The following is a 17,766-nucleotide window of genomic DNA, read 5'->3' on the forward strand; positions in this document are numbered from 1 at the left end:
CCGCGCGCGGGTTGCTTCCCATGCCAGTCGCTCGCATTGATCTACCGGCCTTGGGACGTGCGGGCTGAGACACCGTGGGATGGTGCTACCGGCTCGGGCAGCTCGTCGGTCGTGCGCCCAGGAGAAGGGAGGTCGGGTCGGCCGCCCGGTGAAAGGCGGGCGACCCTTATCGCCCCAAGAACCCTCAGCCCTGACGGCGGGTCACAGGGGAAGACCGCCGGTGGCCGCACCGGTCGAGCCGGTGTCGCGGTAGGCGGCGATGGTGCGCTCCGCGATGCGCATCTGGTGGATCTCGTCGGCCCCGTCGGCGAACCTGGCCCAGCGGGCGTGCTGGAACATGTTCGCCAGCGGCGTGTCGGTGGAGTAGCCGAGCGCGCCGTGCACCTGGATCGCCCGGTCGATGATGCGGTTGAGACTGTTGGCCACGAAGTGCTTGGCCATCGACACCTCCGTACGGAAGTCCTCGCCCTTGTCGATCTTGTACGCGGCGTGCAGCACCATCAGCTTGCACTGGTACAGCTCCATGGCCGAGTCGGCGATCAGCCACTGCACCCCCTGCTTGTCGGCGAGCAGAGAGCCGTGGCTGTACCTGTTGAGCGCGCGGTCGACCATCATGTCCAGCGCCGTCTCCGCCTGCGAGATCCAGCGCATGCAGTGCGCCAGCCGGGCCGGGCCCAGGCGGTATTGGCCGAGCCGGTGGCCGTTGCCCCGCCCGCCGAGCACCTGGCCGTCGGGCACGCGCAGGTCGGTGATGACGATCTCGCTGTGGCCCGTCGAGCCGTGCATGGTCTCGACCTCGCGGATGTCGTTCCAGCCGGGCGAGGGCAGGTCGACGAGGAAGGCCGTGTTGGCGCCCCGCGCGCCTTCGGGCAGGTCGAGCTCGGTCCTGGCGATGAGGATGGCGAAGCCGGCCCGGCGGGCGTTGGAGATGAACCACTTGTGGCCGTTGATCACCCATTCGTCGCCGTCCTTCACCGCCCGCGTACGGATCAGCGTCGGGTCGGAGCCGGCGACCTCCGGCTCGGTCATCGCGAAGCACGACATCTTGCTCCCCTCAAGCAGGGGACGCAGGTATCTCTCCTTCTGCTCGTCGCTCGCCCAGTGCAGCAGCGTGTGCATGTTGCCCTCGTCGGGTGCCATGCAGTTGAGTACCCACGGCCCGAGCCGGGTCTTGGCGGCCTCCGACTGCACCATGGCCAGCTCGACGTGGCCGAGGCCCATGCCGCCCCACTCCTTGGGCATGTGCGGCAGCCACAGCCCTTCGGCCTTGGCCTTCTCGCGCAGCCGGAAGATGGTCCGCAGGTAGGCCTCGCGGTCGCTCTCCGGCACCTCCTCGACGGCCGGGACGACCGTGCCCTGGATGAAGGCCCGGACCCGGTCGCGGATCTTCTCGTGCTCGGGGGCGAGGGTGAAGTCGATGGCCATGGTGCTCCTTCGGGGGATGTCAGGCCAGCAAAATGTCAGGCCAGCAGGTGGGCCAGCCGCCGGGTGAGGCCGGTGTTGCGGCGGTCGCCGAGCCGGGCGACCGCCAGCTCCAGCGCTTTGCGCTCGCCGACCAGCACCACCCACGACCGGGCCCGCGTGACCAGGGTGTAGAGAAGCTTGCGGCGCAGCATGATGCCGCCGGACTCGGCGACGAGCGGCGCGACCACGAACGGATATTCGCTGCCCTGCGAGCGGTGCACGCTGATCGCGTAGGCGTGGGTCAGGTCGTCGAGCTCGTCGAAGCCGTAGGTCACCGTGTCGCCGTCGTCGATGACGATCTCCACGAGCCGCTGCTCCTGGATGATGTCGGTGATCGTGCCCGTCTCGCCGTTGAAGACGCCCTTGTCGTAGTTGTTGCGGATCGGCATGACCCGGTCGCCGATCCGGAAGGCCGAGGCGCCCGACCAGTGCTCGGCCCGTCCCTCCCTGGCCGGGTTGAGCCGCTCCTGGAGCCGGCGGCCGATCTCGGCGGTGCCCGCCACGCCCTTGCGCATCGGGCACAGCACCTGCACCTGACCCGGCTCGACGCCCTGCTTGCGCGGGATCGCCACCGTCGCCAGGTGGACGACCCGTTCGGCGACGGCCTCGGGGTCGTCGAGCTCCTCGAACCAGAAGCCGCCGCCGCCCGGGATCGCGGGCAGCCGCCCGGCCTTGATGCGGTGGGCGTTCTGGATGATGCCGCTGCCGTCGGCCTGGCGGAAGACGTGGGTGAGCCGTACGCGTGGGATCTCCTCGACGCGCAGCAGGTCGGCCAGCACGCTGCCGGGGCCGATGCTCGGCAGCTGGTCGCTGTCGCCGACGAGCAGCAGGTGGCTGCCCGACGGGATGGCCGAGGTGAGCCGGGTGGCCAGGTGCAGGTCCAGCATGGACGCCTCGTCGACCACGATCAGGTCGGCCTGCGCGGGCGTCTGGTCGAACAGCTTGTCGGGGTCGGGCTGCTGGGCCAGCATCCGGTGGATGGTCATGGCGGGCAGGCCGGTGAGCTCCGACAGGCGCTTGGCCGCCTTCCCGGTGGGCGCGGCGAGCGTCACCTGGCCGCCCATCGCCCGCGCGGTGGCCGCGATCACCCGCACCGTGTGGCTCTTGCCGCAGCCAGGACCGCCGGTGAGGACCGATACGGTGCTGGTCAGCGCCATGGTCACGGCCGCTTTCTGGTCGTCGTGCAGCGCGGGGTCCTCCTGGAAGGGCCGCATGGGCAGCGTCGAGCGGGCCCGCCACAACCGGTCCACGTGCTCGGCCAGCTTGAGCTCGCGGCTGTGCAGCTCCTTGCCGTAGACCACGATCTGGTCGGGGGCCGCCTCGACGACCACCCGCCGCTCGGCCGTGAGGGCGTCGATCATCGGCCGCACCACGTCCTGATCCTGCTCGACGAGCTCGGCGGTCTGCGTGAGCAGCGCGGTCATCGACAGGTAGCAGTGGCCGCCCCGGGCGGCGGCGCTCTCCAGCCGGTCGAGCAGCGCCGCCTTGATCCGCTGCGGGCTGTGCTCCGGGACTCCCGACTGGAGAGCGATCTTGTCGGCCGTGCCGAACGCGATGCCCCGCACCCGGCCGATGAGCTGGTACGGGTCGGAGGCGACGAGCTCCGCCGAGTCGCGGCCGAAGACCTGGAAGATCTTGGCGGCGAGCAGCGGGCTGACCCCGAAGCCCTGGAGGACCACCATCAGCGCGGCGATCTCCTTCTGCTCCCGCCACGCCTCCAGGATCTGGCCCTGCCGTGCCGGGCCGATGTTGACGACTTCCGTGAGCCGCTGGGGCTCGGTGTCGATGACGGTCAGCGTCGCCTCGCCGAAGTGGCCGACGATGGCCTGGGCGAGTCGCGGGCCGATGCCGCGGATCAGGCCGGAGCCCAGGTAGAGCTGGATGGCCCGGGTGGTGGACGGCACGACCCGCTCGCACGCCGTCACCGTGAAGCGCCTGCCGTGGCGGGGGTGCTCGCCCCACTCGCCGGTGAGCTCCAGCGTCTCTCCCGGCTGGACGCCGGCCAGCGCGCGGCCCACGGCTACGAAGGAGGGTGTGGACTCGGCGCTCATCCGAGCAACCGTGTATTCGTCCTCACGGACGTACACGAGCTGCTCGACAGAGGCCTCCACGGCACTGATCCAATCATTCGCGCTTACTGGCCGTGTAGGCACACTAAGGAGGGGGACCGACAGATTACCTGTCGGTCCCGCCGCGACTGATCAGCCTCCGGTCTTCCACGTGGCGATGAGCTTGTCGTAGTCCAGCGTCGCCGGCTTGCCGCGCTCGTCGGCCAGCTTCGGCACCGGGGCGCCGGGCTGGTCCAGCCAGTACTGGGCGGGCTGCTCAGGGTTCAGCTTGGGCGCGCAGTTGCCGCCGCGGCGCTCCAGCCGGGACAGGATGTCGTCCTGCTGCTTGGCCAGGTTGTCCATCGACTGCTGGGCGGTGGTCTCACCGGTGACGGCGGTGGCGACGTTCTGCCACCAGAGCTGGGCCAGCTTCGGGTAGTCGGGCACGTTGGTGCCGGTCGGCGTCCACTGCTTGCGGGCGGGCGAGTTGTAGAACTCGATCAGGCCGCCGTACTTGGCCGCGTTCTTGGCGAAGTAGTCGCTCTTGATGTCGGAGTCGCGGATGAAGGTCAGACCGGTGATCGACTTCTTCAGCGAGACCGTCTTGGAGGTGACGAACTGGGCGTACAGCCAGGCCGCCGCTCTGCGCTCCTTGGGGGTGTTCTTCAGCAGGGTCCAGGAGCCGGCGTCCTGGTAGCCCAGCTTGTTGCCTTCCTTCCAGTAGATGCCGTGCGGGCTGGGCGCGATGCGCCACTTCGGCGTCCCGTCGGCGTTGACGACCGGGAGTCCCGGCTTGGTCATGTCGGCGGTGAACGTGGTGTACCAGAAGACCTGCTGGGCGATGTTGCCCTGCGCCGGCACCGGTCCCGCCTCGCTGAAGTTCATGCCGGCCGCTTCCTTCGGCGCGTACTTCTTCAACCAGTCGACGTACTTGGTCAGCGCGTACACCGAGGCGGGCCCGTTGGTGTCGCCGCCGCGGGTCATCGAGGAGCCGACCGGGCGGCAGTTCTCCACCCTGATGCCCCACTCGTCCACCGGCAGGCCGTTGGGGATGCCCGGGTCGCCATTGCCGGCCATGGACAGCCACGCGTCGGTGAAGCGCCAGCCGAGCGAGGGGTCCTTGCGGCCGTAGTCCATGTGGCCGTAGACCTTCTTGCCGTCGACGGTCCCGTTGCCGTTCACCTTGTTGGTGAAGAAGTCGGCGATGTCCTCATATGCCGCCCAGTTGACCGGCACACCCAGGTCGTAGCCGTAGGCGTCCTTGAACTGCTTCTTGATCGCCGGGTTTGTGAACCAGTCGTAGCGGAACCAGTAGAGGTTGGCGAACTGCTGGTCGGGCAGCTGGTACAGCTTCTTGTCCGGCCCGGTGGTGAAGCTGGTGCCGATGAAGTCGTTCAGGTCGAGGGTGGGCGAGGTGATCGCCTTGCCCTCGCCCGCCATGTAGTCGGACAACGGGAAGACATAGTTGCCGCGGGAGTGGGTGCCGATGAGGTCGGAGTCGTTGACGTAGGCGTCGTAGATGTTCTGGTTGCCCTGGATCTGGGTCTGCAGCTTCTCGATCACGTCACCTTCCTGGATCAGGTCGTGCTTGACCTTGATCCCGGTGATGTCGGTGAACGCCTTGGCGAGTTTCTGCGACTCGTACTCGTGGGTGGTGATCGTCTCGGAGACGACGTTGATCTCCATGCCGCGGTATGGAGCGGCGGCCTTGGTGAACCAGTCCATCTCCGCGAGCTGCTGGTCCTTGGACAGGGTGCTCGGCGTGAACTCGCTGGACACCCACTTCTGCGCCGCCGCCTTCCCCTCGGCCTCGGTGAAGTTGCTCTGGGGTTTCTTCTCACCGCCCGAGCAGCCGTTCGCCAGCAGGACGAGCACGGCCAGGCCAAGCGCCGTGGTTCTGCCCCTTAGACGTCTCATCGCCTGAATGCCTCCTTCGGTCAGCCCCAAATCCCGATCACGATCGTCACCAGGAGCGCGCACGCCAGCGCCAGCCACATGGACAGGTCGGTGACGGCGATCCAGCCGGCGAGTACGACGGCCGCGCTGATCAGGCCGATGTACAAGCGGTCACCACGGTCGGTCTCGATGCGCAGGAAGCCGCGCCGGGCGACCGGTGGCGAGAAGTGGCCCCAGATCGCCATGCCGCACAGCAGCAGCGCCAGGCCGATGAAGACCAGGGCCGTGGGGAGGGTCCACACCATCCACTGCATCGTCAGACCCTTCCGAGGGCGAAGCCCTTAGCCACGTAGTTGCGCACGAACCAGATGACGATGGCGCCGGGAATGATGGTCAGCACGCCCGCCGTGGCCAGGAGCCCCCAGTCCACTCCGGCCGCGCTCACCGTCCGGGTCATCGTGGCGGCGATGGGCTTGGCGTCGACCGAGGTGATGGTCCTGGCGATGAGCAGCTCGACCCAGCTGAACATGAAGCAGAAGAAGAGGGTCACGCCCACGGCGGAGCGGATCATCGGCAGGAAGATGCGCAGGAAGAATCGCGGCAGGGAATAGCCGTCGATCGCCGCCGTCTCATCTATCTCGCGCGGTATTCCGGACATGAACCCTTCGAGGATCCAGACGGCGAGCGGGACGTTGAACAGCATGTGCGCGATGGCCACGCCGAGATGGGTATCGAACAACCCCACGCTCTGATAAATCTGGAAAAAGGGCAGCAGGAAGACGGCCGGCGGCGCCATGCGATTCGTCAGCAGCCAGAAGAACAGGTGCTTGTCCCCGGCGAACCGGAACCGGGAGAAGGCATAGGCGGCCGGCAGCGCCACGATGAGCGACATCACCGCGTTCATGGACGTGTAGATGATGGAGTTCAGGTAGCTCGAATACCAGACCGGGTCCGTGAAGAACGTCCGGTAGTTGTCGAGCGTGGTCCGCTGCGGAATGAGCGAAAAACTGCCGAGGATGTCCTCGTTCGGGCGGATGGACATGCCGAACATCCACAGCAGCGGCAGCATCAGGGTGGCGGCGTACAGCCAGAACACCGCCCGCGCCCACGGCAACTGCCGCCTGGCCCGCCGCGCCACGGCGACCTGCCCCTCGGCCATCGCGGTCACCTCCCTGCCCTGGTCAGTACGGTGAAGAAGACGTACGAGACGATCTGCACGACGAGGAAGTACAGCAGCGAGAAGGCGCCGGCCGGCCCCAGGTCGAACTGCCCGACGGCGATCTTCGACAGCAGGATGCTCAGGAACGAGGTGGCGTTGCCCGGCCCGCCCCCGGTCACCACGAACGGCTCGGTGTAGATCATGAAGCTGTCCATGAACCGGAGCAGGATCGCGATCGTCAGCACCCCGCGCAGCCGGGGCAGCTGGATGTGGCGGAAGGTCGCCCAGGCGGAGGCGCCATCGATCTGCGCGGCCTGGAAGTAGGGGTCGGGGATCGACCGCAGCCCCGCGTAGGCCAGCAGCGCCACCAGCGGGGTCCAGTGCCACACGTCCATGATCAGGACCGTGATCCAGGCGTCGGTGGAGTCCAGGGTGTAGTTGAAGTCGACGCCCAGGACGTTGTTGATCGTCCAGCCACCCAGCCCGATGTCGGCGCGGGCGAAGATCTGCCAGATGGTGCCCACTACGTTCCACGGGATGAGCAGCGGCAGCGCGACGATGACCAGGGCCGCCGACACCCAGATCCCGCGCCGCGGCATCGCCACCGCGAGCGCCACCCCGAGCGGGATCTCCAGCAGCAGCACCTGGGCCGAGAAGAGCAGGGTCCGTACGAACGCGGCGCGGATCTCGGGGTCGCGGGCGACGGATCTGAACCACTCCAGCCCCACGAAGATCCGGTCGTCGGGACTGAAGATGTCCTGGACGGAGAAGTTGACGACGGTCATCAGCGGGATCACCGCGGTGAACGCCACCGACACGACGACCGGCAGCACGAGGAACCAGGCGCGGTTGTTCTTCGGCTTGACGCTCACCCGCGTGTCGGGCGTGCCGTCCTGCGGGGCGGCGGCGGTGACGATCTCGCCGCCCACCGGGCTGCCCGCGACTGTGACGCTCTGCTCGGTCACGGTGCGCCCTCTCCGTCCAGCGGTGCGATGGACCCGCACCGGACCGCGTCCCTGAACAGGAACGCCCGGTCGGGTGCGAAGTGCAGGAACTCCACGGCGTCCGGTGCGAACCGGGCATCCGCCTCCGTCTTGGCGATCATCGGGTGGTCACCGGCCTGGACGTGCACCAGGTTGTAGGCGCCCATCCGGTCGACCGCCGTCACGCGTACGGGCAGTCCGGGCGAGGTCTCCCCGGCGCCGAGCCGGGCGAACTCCGGCCGCACCCCGATGTGCACGGGCCCCGGCTCCAGCTCGCCGACAGCTCGCCCGACGTCCGTCCCCGCCACTCTGACCACCCCGTCGGCGATCTCGGCGGGCACGACGTTCATGCCGGGCGAGCCGATGAAGTGGCCGACGAACTCGTGCGCGGGCGACAGGAACAGCTCGGCCGGCTCGCCCGCCTGCACGATCGCCCCCTCGTTGAGCACCACCACCTCGTCGGCGAAGGTCAGCGCCTCGGTCTGGTCGTGGGTGACGTAGATGAGCGTGTGCCCGGTGTCGCGGTGGATCTCCTTGAGCTTGCTGCGCAGCGTCCACTTCAGCGCCGGGTCCACGACGGTGAGCGGCTCGTCGAGCAGTACGGCGGCCACCTCGGAGCGGACCAGCCCGCGGCCCAGGCTGACGATCTGCTGCCGGCCCGGGTCCAGCCGCCGTGACCGGCGTCGGAGGTGGTCGTCCAGTCCGAGGAGCTGCGAGACCCGGCGTACCCGCTGGTCGATCTCCGCCTTGGGATATTTTCGGTTGCGCAGGGGGAAGGCCAGGTTGTCGTAGACCGACATCTCCTCGTACAGCACCGGGAACTGGAAGACCTGCGCGATGTTGCGGCCCGCCGTCGGCACGGCGGTCACCTCGCGGTCGTCGAACCAGATGCGCCCCACGGTCGGGGAGAGCAGCCCCGAGATGATGTTCAGCAGCGTCGTCTTGCCGCATCCGCTCGGGCCGAGCAGCGCGTACGCCCTGGAGCTCCGCCACGTCCACGTCATCGGCTTCAGCGCCCAGGTCCGGCCGCCGTCGTAGCTGTGCCCCACGCCTTCGAGCCGGATGTCAGCCATGCAGGTCGACCTCCGCGGCCGAGGTGGCGAGCAGGCGCCCGCCGGCGTCGTCGAAGACGAAGATGTGCGCCGGGTCCACGTAGGCCACGGTCCGCTCGCCGGGGGTGAAGAGCTGGGTGCCCGCGAGCTGGGCGACGAGGTGCCGCCCGTCGGCCAGCAGCAGGTGCAGGAAGGTCTCGCTGCCCGTCACCTCCGCGAGCCTGATCTCCGCCGGGAACTCCAGCACGTCGGATCCGCTCCGTTCGATGGTCACCTGGTGGGGGCGGACCGCGAGGACGACGTTCCGTCCCGAGACGTGCGCGCCGGGGGAGGGGAACGAGCTGCCCAGGCACTCGATCCGGCCCTCGCGCACGACGCCGGGCAGCAGGTTCAGGGGCGGATCGCTGAGCGTCGCGGCGACGGCCAGCGTCGGCGGCTGGGCGTACATGTCCGCCACGTCGCCCACGTCCAGCACCCGGCCCTCGCCCAGGACCACCGTCGGCGAGGCGAAGGTCAGGGCCTCGGCCGGGTCGGCCGTCGAATAGAGGACCACGCTCGGCGAGTCGCGGAACATGTCCTTCAGATCGCCGCGCAACTGCTCGCGGAGCTTGAAGTCGAGGTTGGCCAGCGGCTCGTCGAGCAGCAGCACGTCGACCGGCCGGGCCAGTGCGCGGGCGATCGCGGTGCGTTGCTGCTGGCCGCCCGACAGCTCGGCGGGCCGGCGGTCGAGCAGGTCGCCGATGCCCATGATTTCGGCGACCTCGCGCACCCGGCGATCCATATCTTTCTTCGGAAAGGAGCGTGCCAGGCGCAGCGGTGAGGCGATGTTCTCGTAGACCGAGAGCGAGGGATAATTGATGAATTGCTGATAGACGAAGGCGACCGAGCGTTTGCGCACGGAAATAGCCGTTACGTCTTTTCCGTTCACCACGACCCGCCCCGAGTCGGGCGGAAGCAGCCCCCCGACGACACGCATCAGCGTCGTCTTCCCCGCCGCCATCGGGCCGACGAGGGTGGTCATTCCGCTGGATAATTCGAGGTGGATGTCGTGCAGCCAGGTTTCCCCGCGCTGCCGTACGCGGACGCCGTCGAGAACCAGCGCCATGTGCACGAGCCTCCTTGCCGGAGTCTGGATCAACTACCGCGCCGCCCTCCATCTAACATGCTTTGGTTGAGCGTGCAAAGAGGGAAGTTTCCATCCGGCTGCTTATTAGCGAATACGCATATATTTATCGACGTTTATTTGGGCGCGACGAACAAGTACGGCCCGTACGACCGGGCACGGGCCGTACCAGATGGATCTCAGACCTTGCTGATGCGGACGGCGTCCGCGATGACGTAGCCGGTGCCGGAGGTCCACCGGCTGACTCCCACGACGTTGGCGGTGCCCGCGTTGAGGGAGAAGGTGCCCAGGCTGTGCCAGCTGCCGCCGCCGGAGCGTTGGTCCACGTACACCGTCTGGTTGCCGCCGGAGGCGGCGACGATGTACGGCGCGGAGCTGTTGTAGCCGGCGTCGTCCGGATACCAGACCTCCACGCGGTAGGTGCCCGCGCTGGGGATGGTCGCCTGGTACCAGGCCGGGTCACTGGCGGCCACGGGGTTGGCGAACCGGTAGTCCGCGCCGTAACGCTGGGTGGAGTAGGTGGAGGTGCCCCAGTTGGCGCTGGCGGTGAACTGGCCGGAGGTGGTGTTGTCGACCGTGGTGGTCCACGACGGGGTGCCGCCGCCACCGGTCACGTAGCTCATGTACGTGGTCCAGTTCCAGTACTGCCCCGGGTCGGTGTGGTCGGCGCCGGGCACCTCGGAGTGGCCGATGATGTGGCTGCGGTCCTTCGGGATGCCGTACTTGTCGCAGATGTAGCTGGTCAGCGCGGCCGAGGAGCGGTACATCGCGTCGGTGAACCAGGAGGCCTCACTGACGTAGCCCTCGTGCTCGATGCCGATGGACCTGGTGTTGTACGACCAGTTGCCGGCGTGCCAGGCGATGTCCTTGTCGCGGACCATCTGGGTGATGGCGCCGTTCGACGACTTGACCACGTAGTGGGCCGAGACCTGGGCGGCCGAGTTCTGGAACCAGGAGATGGTCCCGGCGTAGGAGCCCTGGGTCACGTGGATGACGACGCGGTCGATGGCGTAGGCCGACGGGCGGCTGGAGGCGGTGTAGTTGCTGGAGCTGGCGGCCGTCCAGGTGGCGTCCGGATAGTCGGGGCTGGCCGCCTCGGCGCTGAGCGAGCGCGTGCCGGCGTACTGGCCTCGGTCGGCGGTCACCTCTTGCGGCGCCACGCGGACGTCCTTGGTCTGGATGCCGAGGCCGAGCAGTTCGTAGACCGCGTCGGCGTAGAGGCGGGCGAGCTGGGGTGAGGCGGTGTTGCCGTACTTGGCCACGGCCTCGTACCAGCGGCCGGGGTCCTTCCTGGCGGCCTGGTCGAGGCCGAGCTCGTCGGCGTCGGCGCGCAGCAGCGCGGCGCCGCCGAGGATGTTGGCCTCGGTGTCGGCGCGCAGCTTCTTGACCGAGAGCCCGGTGAGCCCGGCCGCCTTCTCCAGCGCCTTCGTGGTGGGGTTGCTGACCAGGTGCATCACGCCGTATCCGCCGCTGGCGCTGGGCTCGCCGTTGTGGCCGTCGAGGTGGGTCTCGGCGTAGGCGAGGGCGACGAGCAGGTCACGGGGAACATCCTGGGCCGCGGCGGCGCGGGCGAAGGCATCGGAGAGCGGTGTGTCCTTGGCCGCGATGGCGGGTTGGCCGGCGAAGACCAGGAGAGCGGCGAGGACCGAGGAGACGAGAGCGGTTAATCGCTTGGGGGAGAGTGACATGGGAGCTCCCTCGATTCGAGTCGACGGCTGCACAGTAAGCGCGTTCCTGACAGATGTCGATAATTGACATTACTGATGAGTTAGAAGAAACTTTTCGCCCGCACAAGTGGGCCGTGAAAGTTGGGCCCCCCGATCGGCTGAAGACTATTGCGCTCTGATCGATAGAAGCTGAAACTTCTTTTCGTGACCATGCACCCCCTGCGCACCATCCTGGCCACGCTCACCCTTGTGCTCACCGCTCTCGTAGTGCCCACCACGACACCCGCGGTTTCGGCCGCGGCGTGCACGACGGATCCCGCGACGCCCAAGCGGCAGTTACGGGGGATGTGGGTCTCGTCGGTCGCCAACATCGACTGGCCGAGCAGCGCGGGGCTGAGCGTGGCGACCCAGCAGGCGGAGTTCCGCGCGTGGCTGGACCTGGCTGTGTCCAAGCGGATGAACGCGGTGTTCGTGCAGGTCAGGCCGACGGCGGACGCGTTCTGGCCCTCTTCGTACGAGCCGTGGTCGCAGTGGCTGACCGGCACCCAGGGCAAGGACCCGGGCTACGACCCGATGGCTTTCATGGTCGCCGAGGCCCACGCCCGCAACCTGGAGTTCCACGCCTGGTTCAACCCGTACCGGATCGCCAACGACGACGACCCGAGCAAGCTGGTCGCGACCCATCCGGCCCGCCAGCATCCGAGCTGGCGGTTCGCCTACGGCGGCAAGCTCGTCTACAACCCCGGCATCCCGGAGGTCCGCGACTTCATCGAGGACGCCATCATGGACGCCGTCACCCGCTACGACCTCGACGGCGTGCACCTCGACGACTACTTCTACCCCTATCCGGTCAGCGGCCAGACCATCCCGGACGCCGCGACCTTCGCCCAGTACGGCAGCGGGTTCAGCAGCATCGCCGACTGGCGGCGCGAGAACGTCAACCTGCTGGTGCGCGAGTTGGACCAGCGCATCCACACCGCCAAGTCCTGGGTGGCCTTCGGCATCAGCCCGTTCGGCATCTGGCGCAACGCGAGCACCGACCCGCTCGGATCGAGCACGTCGGGCCTGCAGTCCTACGACGCGATCTACGCCGACAGCAGGCTCTGGGTCAAGCAGGGCTGGGTCGACTACCTCGCGCCGCAGATCTACTGGAACATCGGCTACAGCGCGGCGGACTACGCGGTGCTGACCACCTGGTGGTCGGGCGTGGTGCGGGGCACCGGCGTCCAACTGGTCGTCGGCCAGGCCGCCTACCGGGCGGGTGCCAGCGGCCAGGACACGGCCTGGCAGGATGCCGCCGAGCTCAGCGACCACCTGACCGACAACAGGAAACACCCTGAGGTGGTCGGAGACGTCTACTTCAGCGCCAAGGACGTCAAGGCCAACCGGATCGGCGCCATCGCCACGCTGGTCGCCGCCCACTACGCCAAGCCCGCCCTGCTGCCCGCCCGCGGCACCGCCGCCGCACCGGCGGCTCCCACGATCACGGCGGCGACCAGGAGCTCAGGCGGCGTCGCGCTCTCGTGGCAGGCGAGCGGGTCCACGGCCTACGCGATCTACCGGGTCAGCGGCTCCCAACCGGCCGCCGATCCGTGCTCGTACGCCGACGCCCGCAACCTGCTCGGCACGACCAGGCAGACCGCCTTCACCGACGCCACGGCGACGGCCACCGGCACGTACACCTACTACGTGACCGCGCTGAACCGGACCCACCAGGAGAGCGCGCCGAGCGCGGGCTCGGTGGTGACGGGCTCGGGTGCGTTCAGCGTGGTAATCGACAATTCCGACGCCGGATTCGCCGCGAGCTCCTCCTGGGGCACCTCGTCGTTCTCCGCGCAACTCTACGGCGCCGACTACCGCTTCGCCGACCCCGTCGCGGCCAGCGACCCGGCCTGGTACAAGGCGGCCATCCCCAGCGCCGGGAGCTACCGGGTGGAGGTCTGGTACGCCGCCAACGCCGGCTACAACAGCGCCACGCCGTACATCGTGGCGGCCTCGGGCGGGAACCAGAGCGTGGCCGTGGACCAGCGCACGGGCGGCGGCCAGTGGCGGACCCTCGGCACGTACACCCTCAACGCGGGCACCTACAACGTGGTCGGGGTGAGCCGCTGGACCACCACGACGGGCTACGTCATCGCCGACGCCGTCCGCATCACCAAGGTCACTTCTTGAGTGCGTGGCCCTCCTCGTCGAGGTAGTCGCGCCACGAGCGCTTGGGCGTCCAGCCGAGCATGCGCACCGCCTTGGCGCAGGAGATGCCGGAGGCGTCGGGACGGGCGAGCGGCCGCAGCGGGATCGCGTCGCCGAAGTGCTCCCGCAGGAGCGCCGCGAAGTCGTGGCCGCCCACGTTGTCGGGCGAGGCGATGTAGAACACCTCGTGCCCCGGCAGGTCGGACTCGGTGGCCAGCACGATGGCGTCGGCCAGGTCGTAGGCGTCGATGTAGCTCCACAGCCCGGCGCCCGGCTGCCCGTCGCGGATCTGCGGGCCGAGATTGCGCTCGTAATTGCCCTCGTGCTGCACCCAGCTCGGGCGCAGGGAGATGCATCGAATGTCTGATCGGCGCACGGCGGCGTCCATGAGCTGCTCGCCGAAGTGCTTGGCGGTGGCGTACGGATCCTGCGGCCGGATCGGGTGCTCCTCGTCCACGGGCGCGTAGTCGGGCAGGAACGGGCGCTCGGGGAAGAAGAAGCCGGGCACGGTCTCGCTGGAGATGTTCACGAACCGGGTCGCGCCGAACCTGATCGCCGCCTCCAGCATGTTGAAGGTGGCCATCAGGTTGTTCTGGAAGACCACGTGCGGGGGGTTGGTGGTGGGCACGGGGATGGCGGCGGTGTGGACGATCGCGTCGGCGCCGCGGGCCACCGCGTACGCCGCCCCGGCGTCGGTCAGGTCGGCCTGCTGGTAGTGGGGGGCGCCGGGCTCCGGGCGCTCCCAGATCGGGCGGGTGAGGTCGACGGCGGTCACCTCGTGACCGGCTTCGAGCAGGGCCCGGGTGGCCGCACGTCCGACCTTTCCATGGGCACCTGTGACGACGACGTGCATGGAGGGCTCCTTAGGCACCGAGGGGTCGGATGTCCAGGATAGGGGCCGGATCATCGGCACTGAAGGCTTTGAATCGTTTCGCTTCAGGTCGGTAGTTCGGGGGCGCCGAGGGGCGGACACGCGGCAGGTCTACTGATACGTTTCCGTTTCGTTACCGCAGGAAAGGCTTGACGCCCCCGGAATGTAAAGCCTATGTTAACGCCCTAACGAGGCCATTGAAACGATTTAAGCTTCGAGCCCCAAGGGGTGTTATGAAGACCACGCGTCACAGGCTCGGGGTGGCCTTCTTCGCCGCCCTCCCTCTCCTCTCATTGGCGGCATGCGGCTCGTCCGGCGGGACGACCGCCTCCGACGGCAGCGTCACGATCTCCTTCCTCTACGACAACAACGAGTCGACGGTCAACGCGGCCAAAGCCGTCGTCCAGGCCTTCGAGGCGGCCAATCCGAAGATCAAGATAGAGACGGAGTCCCGCCCGGCGGGCACCGAAGGCGACAACATCATCAAGACCAAGCTGTCGACTGGCGAGATGAGCGACGTCTTCTGGTACAACTCCGGCTCCCTCCTCCAGGCGCTGAATCCCGGTCAGACCCTCGTCGACCTCACGGGCGACCCGGTCATCAAGGACGTCGAGGAGACGTACCTGCCCGTGGTCACCCAGGCCGGAAAGGTGTACGGCGTGCCCGCGGGCACCGCCACCGGAGGCGGCATCCTCTACAACAGGAAGGTCTACGAGAAGCTCGGGCTCCAGGTCCCGAAGAGCTGGGCCGAGTTCACGGCCAACAACGACAAGATCAAGGCCGCCGGGCTGACACCGGTGATCTCCACGTTCAAGGACTCGTGGACCTCACAGCTGTTCGTGCTGGCCGACTTCTTCAACGTCCAGGCCGCCTCGCCGACCTTCGCGCAGGACTACACGGCCAACAAGGCGAAGTACGCCACCACCCCGGCCGCGCTCACCGGCTTCAAGCGTCTGGAAGAGGTGCACGCCAAGGGGTACCTCAACAAGGGCTTCGGCTCGGCCAACCTGGACGCGGGGATCAAGCTGCTGGCCGAAGGCCAGGGCGCGCACTTCCCGCTGCTCACGGGGGTGGTGCCCGGTTTCATCGGGAAGTTCCCGCAGGTGGCCACTGACATCGGCTACTTCGCCCTCCCGGGTGACGACGCCGCGAAGAACGGTGCCACGGTCTGGGAGCCCTCGGCCGCCTACATCCCCAAGACGACCAAGAAGCTCGACGCCGCCAAGAAGTTCCTGGCCTTCATCGCCTCCCCGGCGGGTACGGCGGCCCTCGGCAAGGGGACGCCGCCGTCCGGTCCGTACCGGATCAAGGGGGCCACGCTCCCGGCCGACGCGGTCCAGGTGGCCAAGGATCTGCAGGGCTACCTCGACAAGAAGGAAGCGGCGCCCGCGCTGGAGTTCGTCTCCCCGGTCAAGGGCCCGTCCCTGGAGAACATCACGGTCGCGGTCGGCTCCGGCCTGACCACCGCGGCGGAGGGGGCGGCCCAGTACGACAAGGACGTGGAGAAGCAGGCCAAGCAACTGGGGCTCGCAGGGTGGTGACCTCCTCGAGGCCCGACACGGTCACGTCGTCCGAGCCGCCCACAGCGGCGGCCGGGCGGCGTGCCCCCGCGCGGAAGGGCAAGGACGGGCGTGGCAACCCGTACCCCTACCTGTTCTACGTGCCCGCGGGGATCGTCTACACGGTCGTCTTCCTGGTCCCGACGATCATGGCCTTCTACTTCTCGATGACCAGGTGGACACTGTTCGACAGCACCTTCGTGGGGCTGGAGAACTTCACCGACTTCTTCGCCGAGCAGAACCTGCGAATCGGCTTCCAGAACACGCTGATCTACGCGGTGACCACCAGCGGGCTGAAGGTCGTCCTGGGGATGGCGCTCGGCGTGGTGCTCACCTCGCGGCTGAAGATGCGCGGCTTCCTGCGTTCCGTGGTGTTCTTCCCGGTGCTGGTGAGCACGGTCGCGGTCGGCATCACGTTCAGTGTGCTGCTCAAGCCCGACACCGGGCTGGTGAACAAGGCGCTGGCCCTGGTGGGCATCTCGGGCCCGGACTGGCTCGGCGACGCGAACACCGCGCTGCTGTCGGTGGCGCTCGTGGACGTCTGGAAGGGCGTCGGCCTGGCCACCGTCATCTACATCGCGGGCATGATGTCGATCCCGCGCGACTACTACCAGGCGGTCGCGGTCGACGGCGGCAGCGCCTGGCACCGGTTCAGGTATGTGACGTTGCCGCTGAGCTGGCCCGCCACCAACTCGGTGATCATCCTGTCGTTCATCGGCGGGCTGCGCTCCTTCGACCTCATCTGGACGATGACCCGCGGCGGGCCCGGCTTCACCAGCGACGTCATCGCCTCGATCATCTACAAGCAGTATCAGGCGGGGTTCTTCGGCCTCTCGACCGCCGGGAACGTGATCCTGTTCGTCGTGGTCACCGCGCTGGTCGTGCCGCTCACCCGCTTCTTGAGCGCCAGGGAGGTCGCCGCATGAGGGCACTGCGGAGGTCCGGACTCGAACTCGTCGCGGTCGTCCTGGCCGTCGTCATCTTCGTCGTGCCGTTCTCGTTCATGGTGCTCACGGCGGTCAAGGACGAGGTCCAGTCGGGAGAGCTGGACTTCGGCTGGCCGACGAGCTGGCCCGTGGTCCAGAACTTCGTCGAGGTGATCGAGGCCCGCGACTACGTCCTGCTGAGGGCCTTCGTCAACAGCACCGTGCTCACGGTCGCCGCCGTGACGCTGCTCGTGGTCTTCTGCTCGATGGCCGGGTTCGTGCTCCAGCGAAGGGCCGGCCGGATGCGGTCGGTGGTCAACTTCCTGGTGCTGTCCGGGCTGATCATCCCGCCCGCGATCGTCCCGACCATCTGGGTGCTCCAGACTCTCGGCCTGTTCAAGACGTTGCCGGGGCTCATCCTGGTCGAGGTCGCCTTCCACATGTCGTACTCCGTGCTGCTTTATCGTGCTTTTGTGTCGGCGGTGCCGCGCGAGCTGGACGAGGCGGCGATGATCGACGGCTGCACCGGGTTCAAGCTGTTCTTCAAGGTGATCTTCCCGCTGCTCCGGCCGGTGACGATCACGGTCATCCTGACGACGTCGGTCGCCGTCTTCAACGACTTCGTCAACCCGCTCTACTTCCTGCCCGGTGACGAGAACGCCACCGTCCAGCTCACCCTGTACAACTTCCAGAGCCAGTACAGCACGCAGTGGAACCTGCTGTTCATGGACATCGTGCTCATCACGATCCCGCCGCTGCTCGCCTTCATCTTCTTCAACCGCAAGATCGTCGCCGGGATGACCGCCGGCGCTGTCAAGGGCTGACCGC

14 protein-coding genes are annotated in these 17,766 nt (G+C 68.0%); 4 read left to right on the forward strand and 10 right to left on the reverse strand.

Going from position 1 to position 17,766, the window contains the following annotated elements:
* Positions 1-201: 201 nt before the first annotated feature.
* The 9 genes from AB0B91_RS06045 to AB0B91_RS06085 form a co-directional block, all read right to left on the reverse strand.
* Positions 202-1,425 (reverse strand): acyl-CoA dehydrogenase family protein, encoded by a 1,224-nt coding sequence (locus tag AB0B91_RS06045; RefSeq protein WP_358316362.1) that lies wholly within the window; start codon positions 1,423-1,425, stop codon positions 202-204.
* A 35-nt stretch (positions 1,426-1,460) separates the two neighbouring features.
* A complete protein-coding gene (locus tag AB0B91_RS06050) occupies positions 1,461-3,575 on the reverse strand; it encodes an ATP-dependent RecD-like DNA helicase (RefSeq protein WP_358316365.1) in 2,115 nt (704 codons plus the stop codon).
* Positions 3,576-3,665: 90 nt separating this feature from the next.
* Positions 3,666-5,429 (reverse strand): ABC transporter substrate-binding protein, encoded by a 1,764-nt coding sequence (locus AB0B91_RS06055; RefSeq protein WP_358316367.1) that lies wholly within the window; start codon positions 5,427-5,429, stop codon positions 3,666-3,668.
* Positions 5,430-5,449: 20 nt separating this feature from the next.
* Positions 5,450-5,713: a DUF2160 family membrane protein gene (locus AB0B91_RS06060; protein WP_358316370.1), complete on the reverse strand. Its 264-nt coding sequence runs from the start codon at positions 5,711-5,713 to the stop codon at positions 5,450-5,452.
* An 11-nt stretch (positions 5,714-5,724) separates the two neighbouring features.
* Complete coding sequence (locus tag AB0B91_RS06065) at positions 5,725-6,477, reverse strand: carbohydrate ABC transporter permease (protein WP_358317503.1); 753 nt, start codon at positions 6,475-6,477, stop codon at positions 5,725-5,727.
* A gap of 95 nt (positions 6,478-6,572) precedes the next feature.
* Positions 6,573-7,532, reverse strand: a complete 960-nt coding sequence (locus tag AB0B91_RS06070; protein ID WP_358316373.1) for a sugar ABC transporter permease — start codon at positions 7,530-7,532, stop codon at positions 6,573-6,575.
* Entirely contained in the window at positions 7,529-8,623 is a 1,095-nt protein-coding gene (locus tag AB0B91_RS06075) for an ABC transporter ATP-binding protein (RefSeq protein ID WP_358316376.1), read from the reverse strand. Before AB0B91_RS06075 ends, AB0B91_RS06070 begins: the two co-directional genes overlap by 4 nt.
* Positions 8,616-9,707, reverse strand: a complete 1,092-nt coding sequence (locus tag AB0B91_RS06080; protein WP_358316379.1) for an ABC transporter ATP-binding protein — start codon at positions 9,705-9,707, stop codon at positions 8,616-8,618. The genes AB0B91_RS06075 and AB0B91_RS06080 overlap by 8 nt, the downstream gene beginning before the upstream one ends.
* Before the next feature lie 197 nt (positions 9,708-9,904).
* Positions 9,905-11,413 carry an N-acetylmuramoyl-L-alanine amidase gene (locus tag AB0B91_RS06085; RefSeq protein WP_358316382.1) on the reverse strand — a complete coding sequence of 503 codons (1,509 nt, stop codon included), beginning with the start codon at positions 11,411-11,413 and terminating at the stop codon, positions 9,905-9,907.
* Between the two features lie 189 nt (positions 11,414-11,602).
* Here AB0B91_RS06085 and AB0B91_RS06090 point away from each other — a divergent pair, with 189 nt between their 5' ends.
* Positions 11,603-13,564, forward strand: a complete 1,962-nt coding sequence (locus tag AB0B91_RS06090) for a family 10 glycosylhydrolase (RefSeq protein ID WP_358317505.1) — start codon at positions 11,603-11,605, stop codon at positions 13,562-13,564.
* Here AB0B91_RS06090 and AB0B91_RS06095 read toward each other — a convergent pair.
* A complete protein-coding gene (locus AB0B91_RS06095) occupies positions 13,554-14,435 on the reverse strand; it encodes an NAD(P)-dependent oxidoreductase (RefSeq protein ID WP_358316385.1) in 882 nt (293 codons plus the stop codon). The two genes, AB0B91_RS06090 and AB0B91_RS06095, sit on opposite strands and share 11 nt — an antisense overlap.
* A 251-nt stretch (positions 14,436-14,686) precedes the next feature.
* On the opposite strand from AB0B91_RS06095, the gene AB0B91_RS06100 reads away from it, so the two are divergent.
* Genes AB0B91_RS06100 through AB0B91_RS06110 form a run of 3 tightly spaced genes read left to right on the forward strand, consistent with a single transcriptional unit; the run spans position 14,687 to position 17,762 of the window.
* Entirely contained in the window at positions 14,687-15,994 is a 1,308-nt protein-coding gene (locus tag AB0B91_RS06100; RefSeq protein ID WP_358316388.1) for an ABC transporter substrate-binding protein, read from the forward strand.
* Entirely contained in the window at positions 15,991-16,938 is a 948-nt protein-coding gene (locus tag AB0B91_RS06105) for a sugar ABC transporter permease (protein WP_358316391.1), read from the forward strand. The genes AB0B91_RS06100 and AB0B91_RS06105 overlap by 4 nt, the downstream gene beginning before the upstream one ends.
* The gene (locus AB0B91_RS06110; protein WP_358316394.1) at positions 16,935-17,762 is read left to right on the forward strand and encodes a carbohydrate ABC transporter permease; all 828 of its coding nucleotides are present in this window, start codon (positions 16,935-16,937) and stop codon (positions 17,760-17,762) included. The genes AB0B91_RS06105 and AB0B91_RS06110 overlap by 4 nt, the downstream gene beginning before the upstream one ends.
* The last annotated feature ends 4 nt before the right edge of the window (positions 17,763-17,766 follow it).

The sequence above is a fragment of the Nonomuraea sp. NPDC049141 genome (genome assembly GCF_040648415.1).
Taxonomy (GTDB): domain Bacteria; phylum Actinomycetota; class Actinomycetes; order Streptosporangiales; family Streptosporangiaceae; genus Nonomuraea.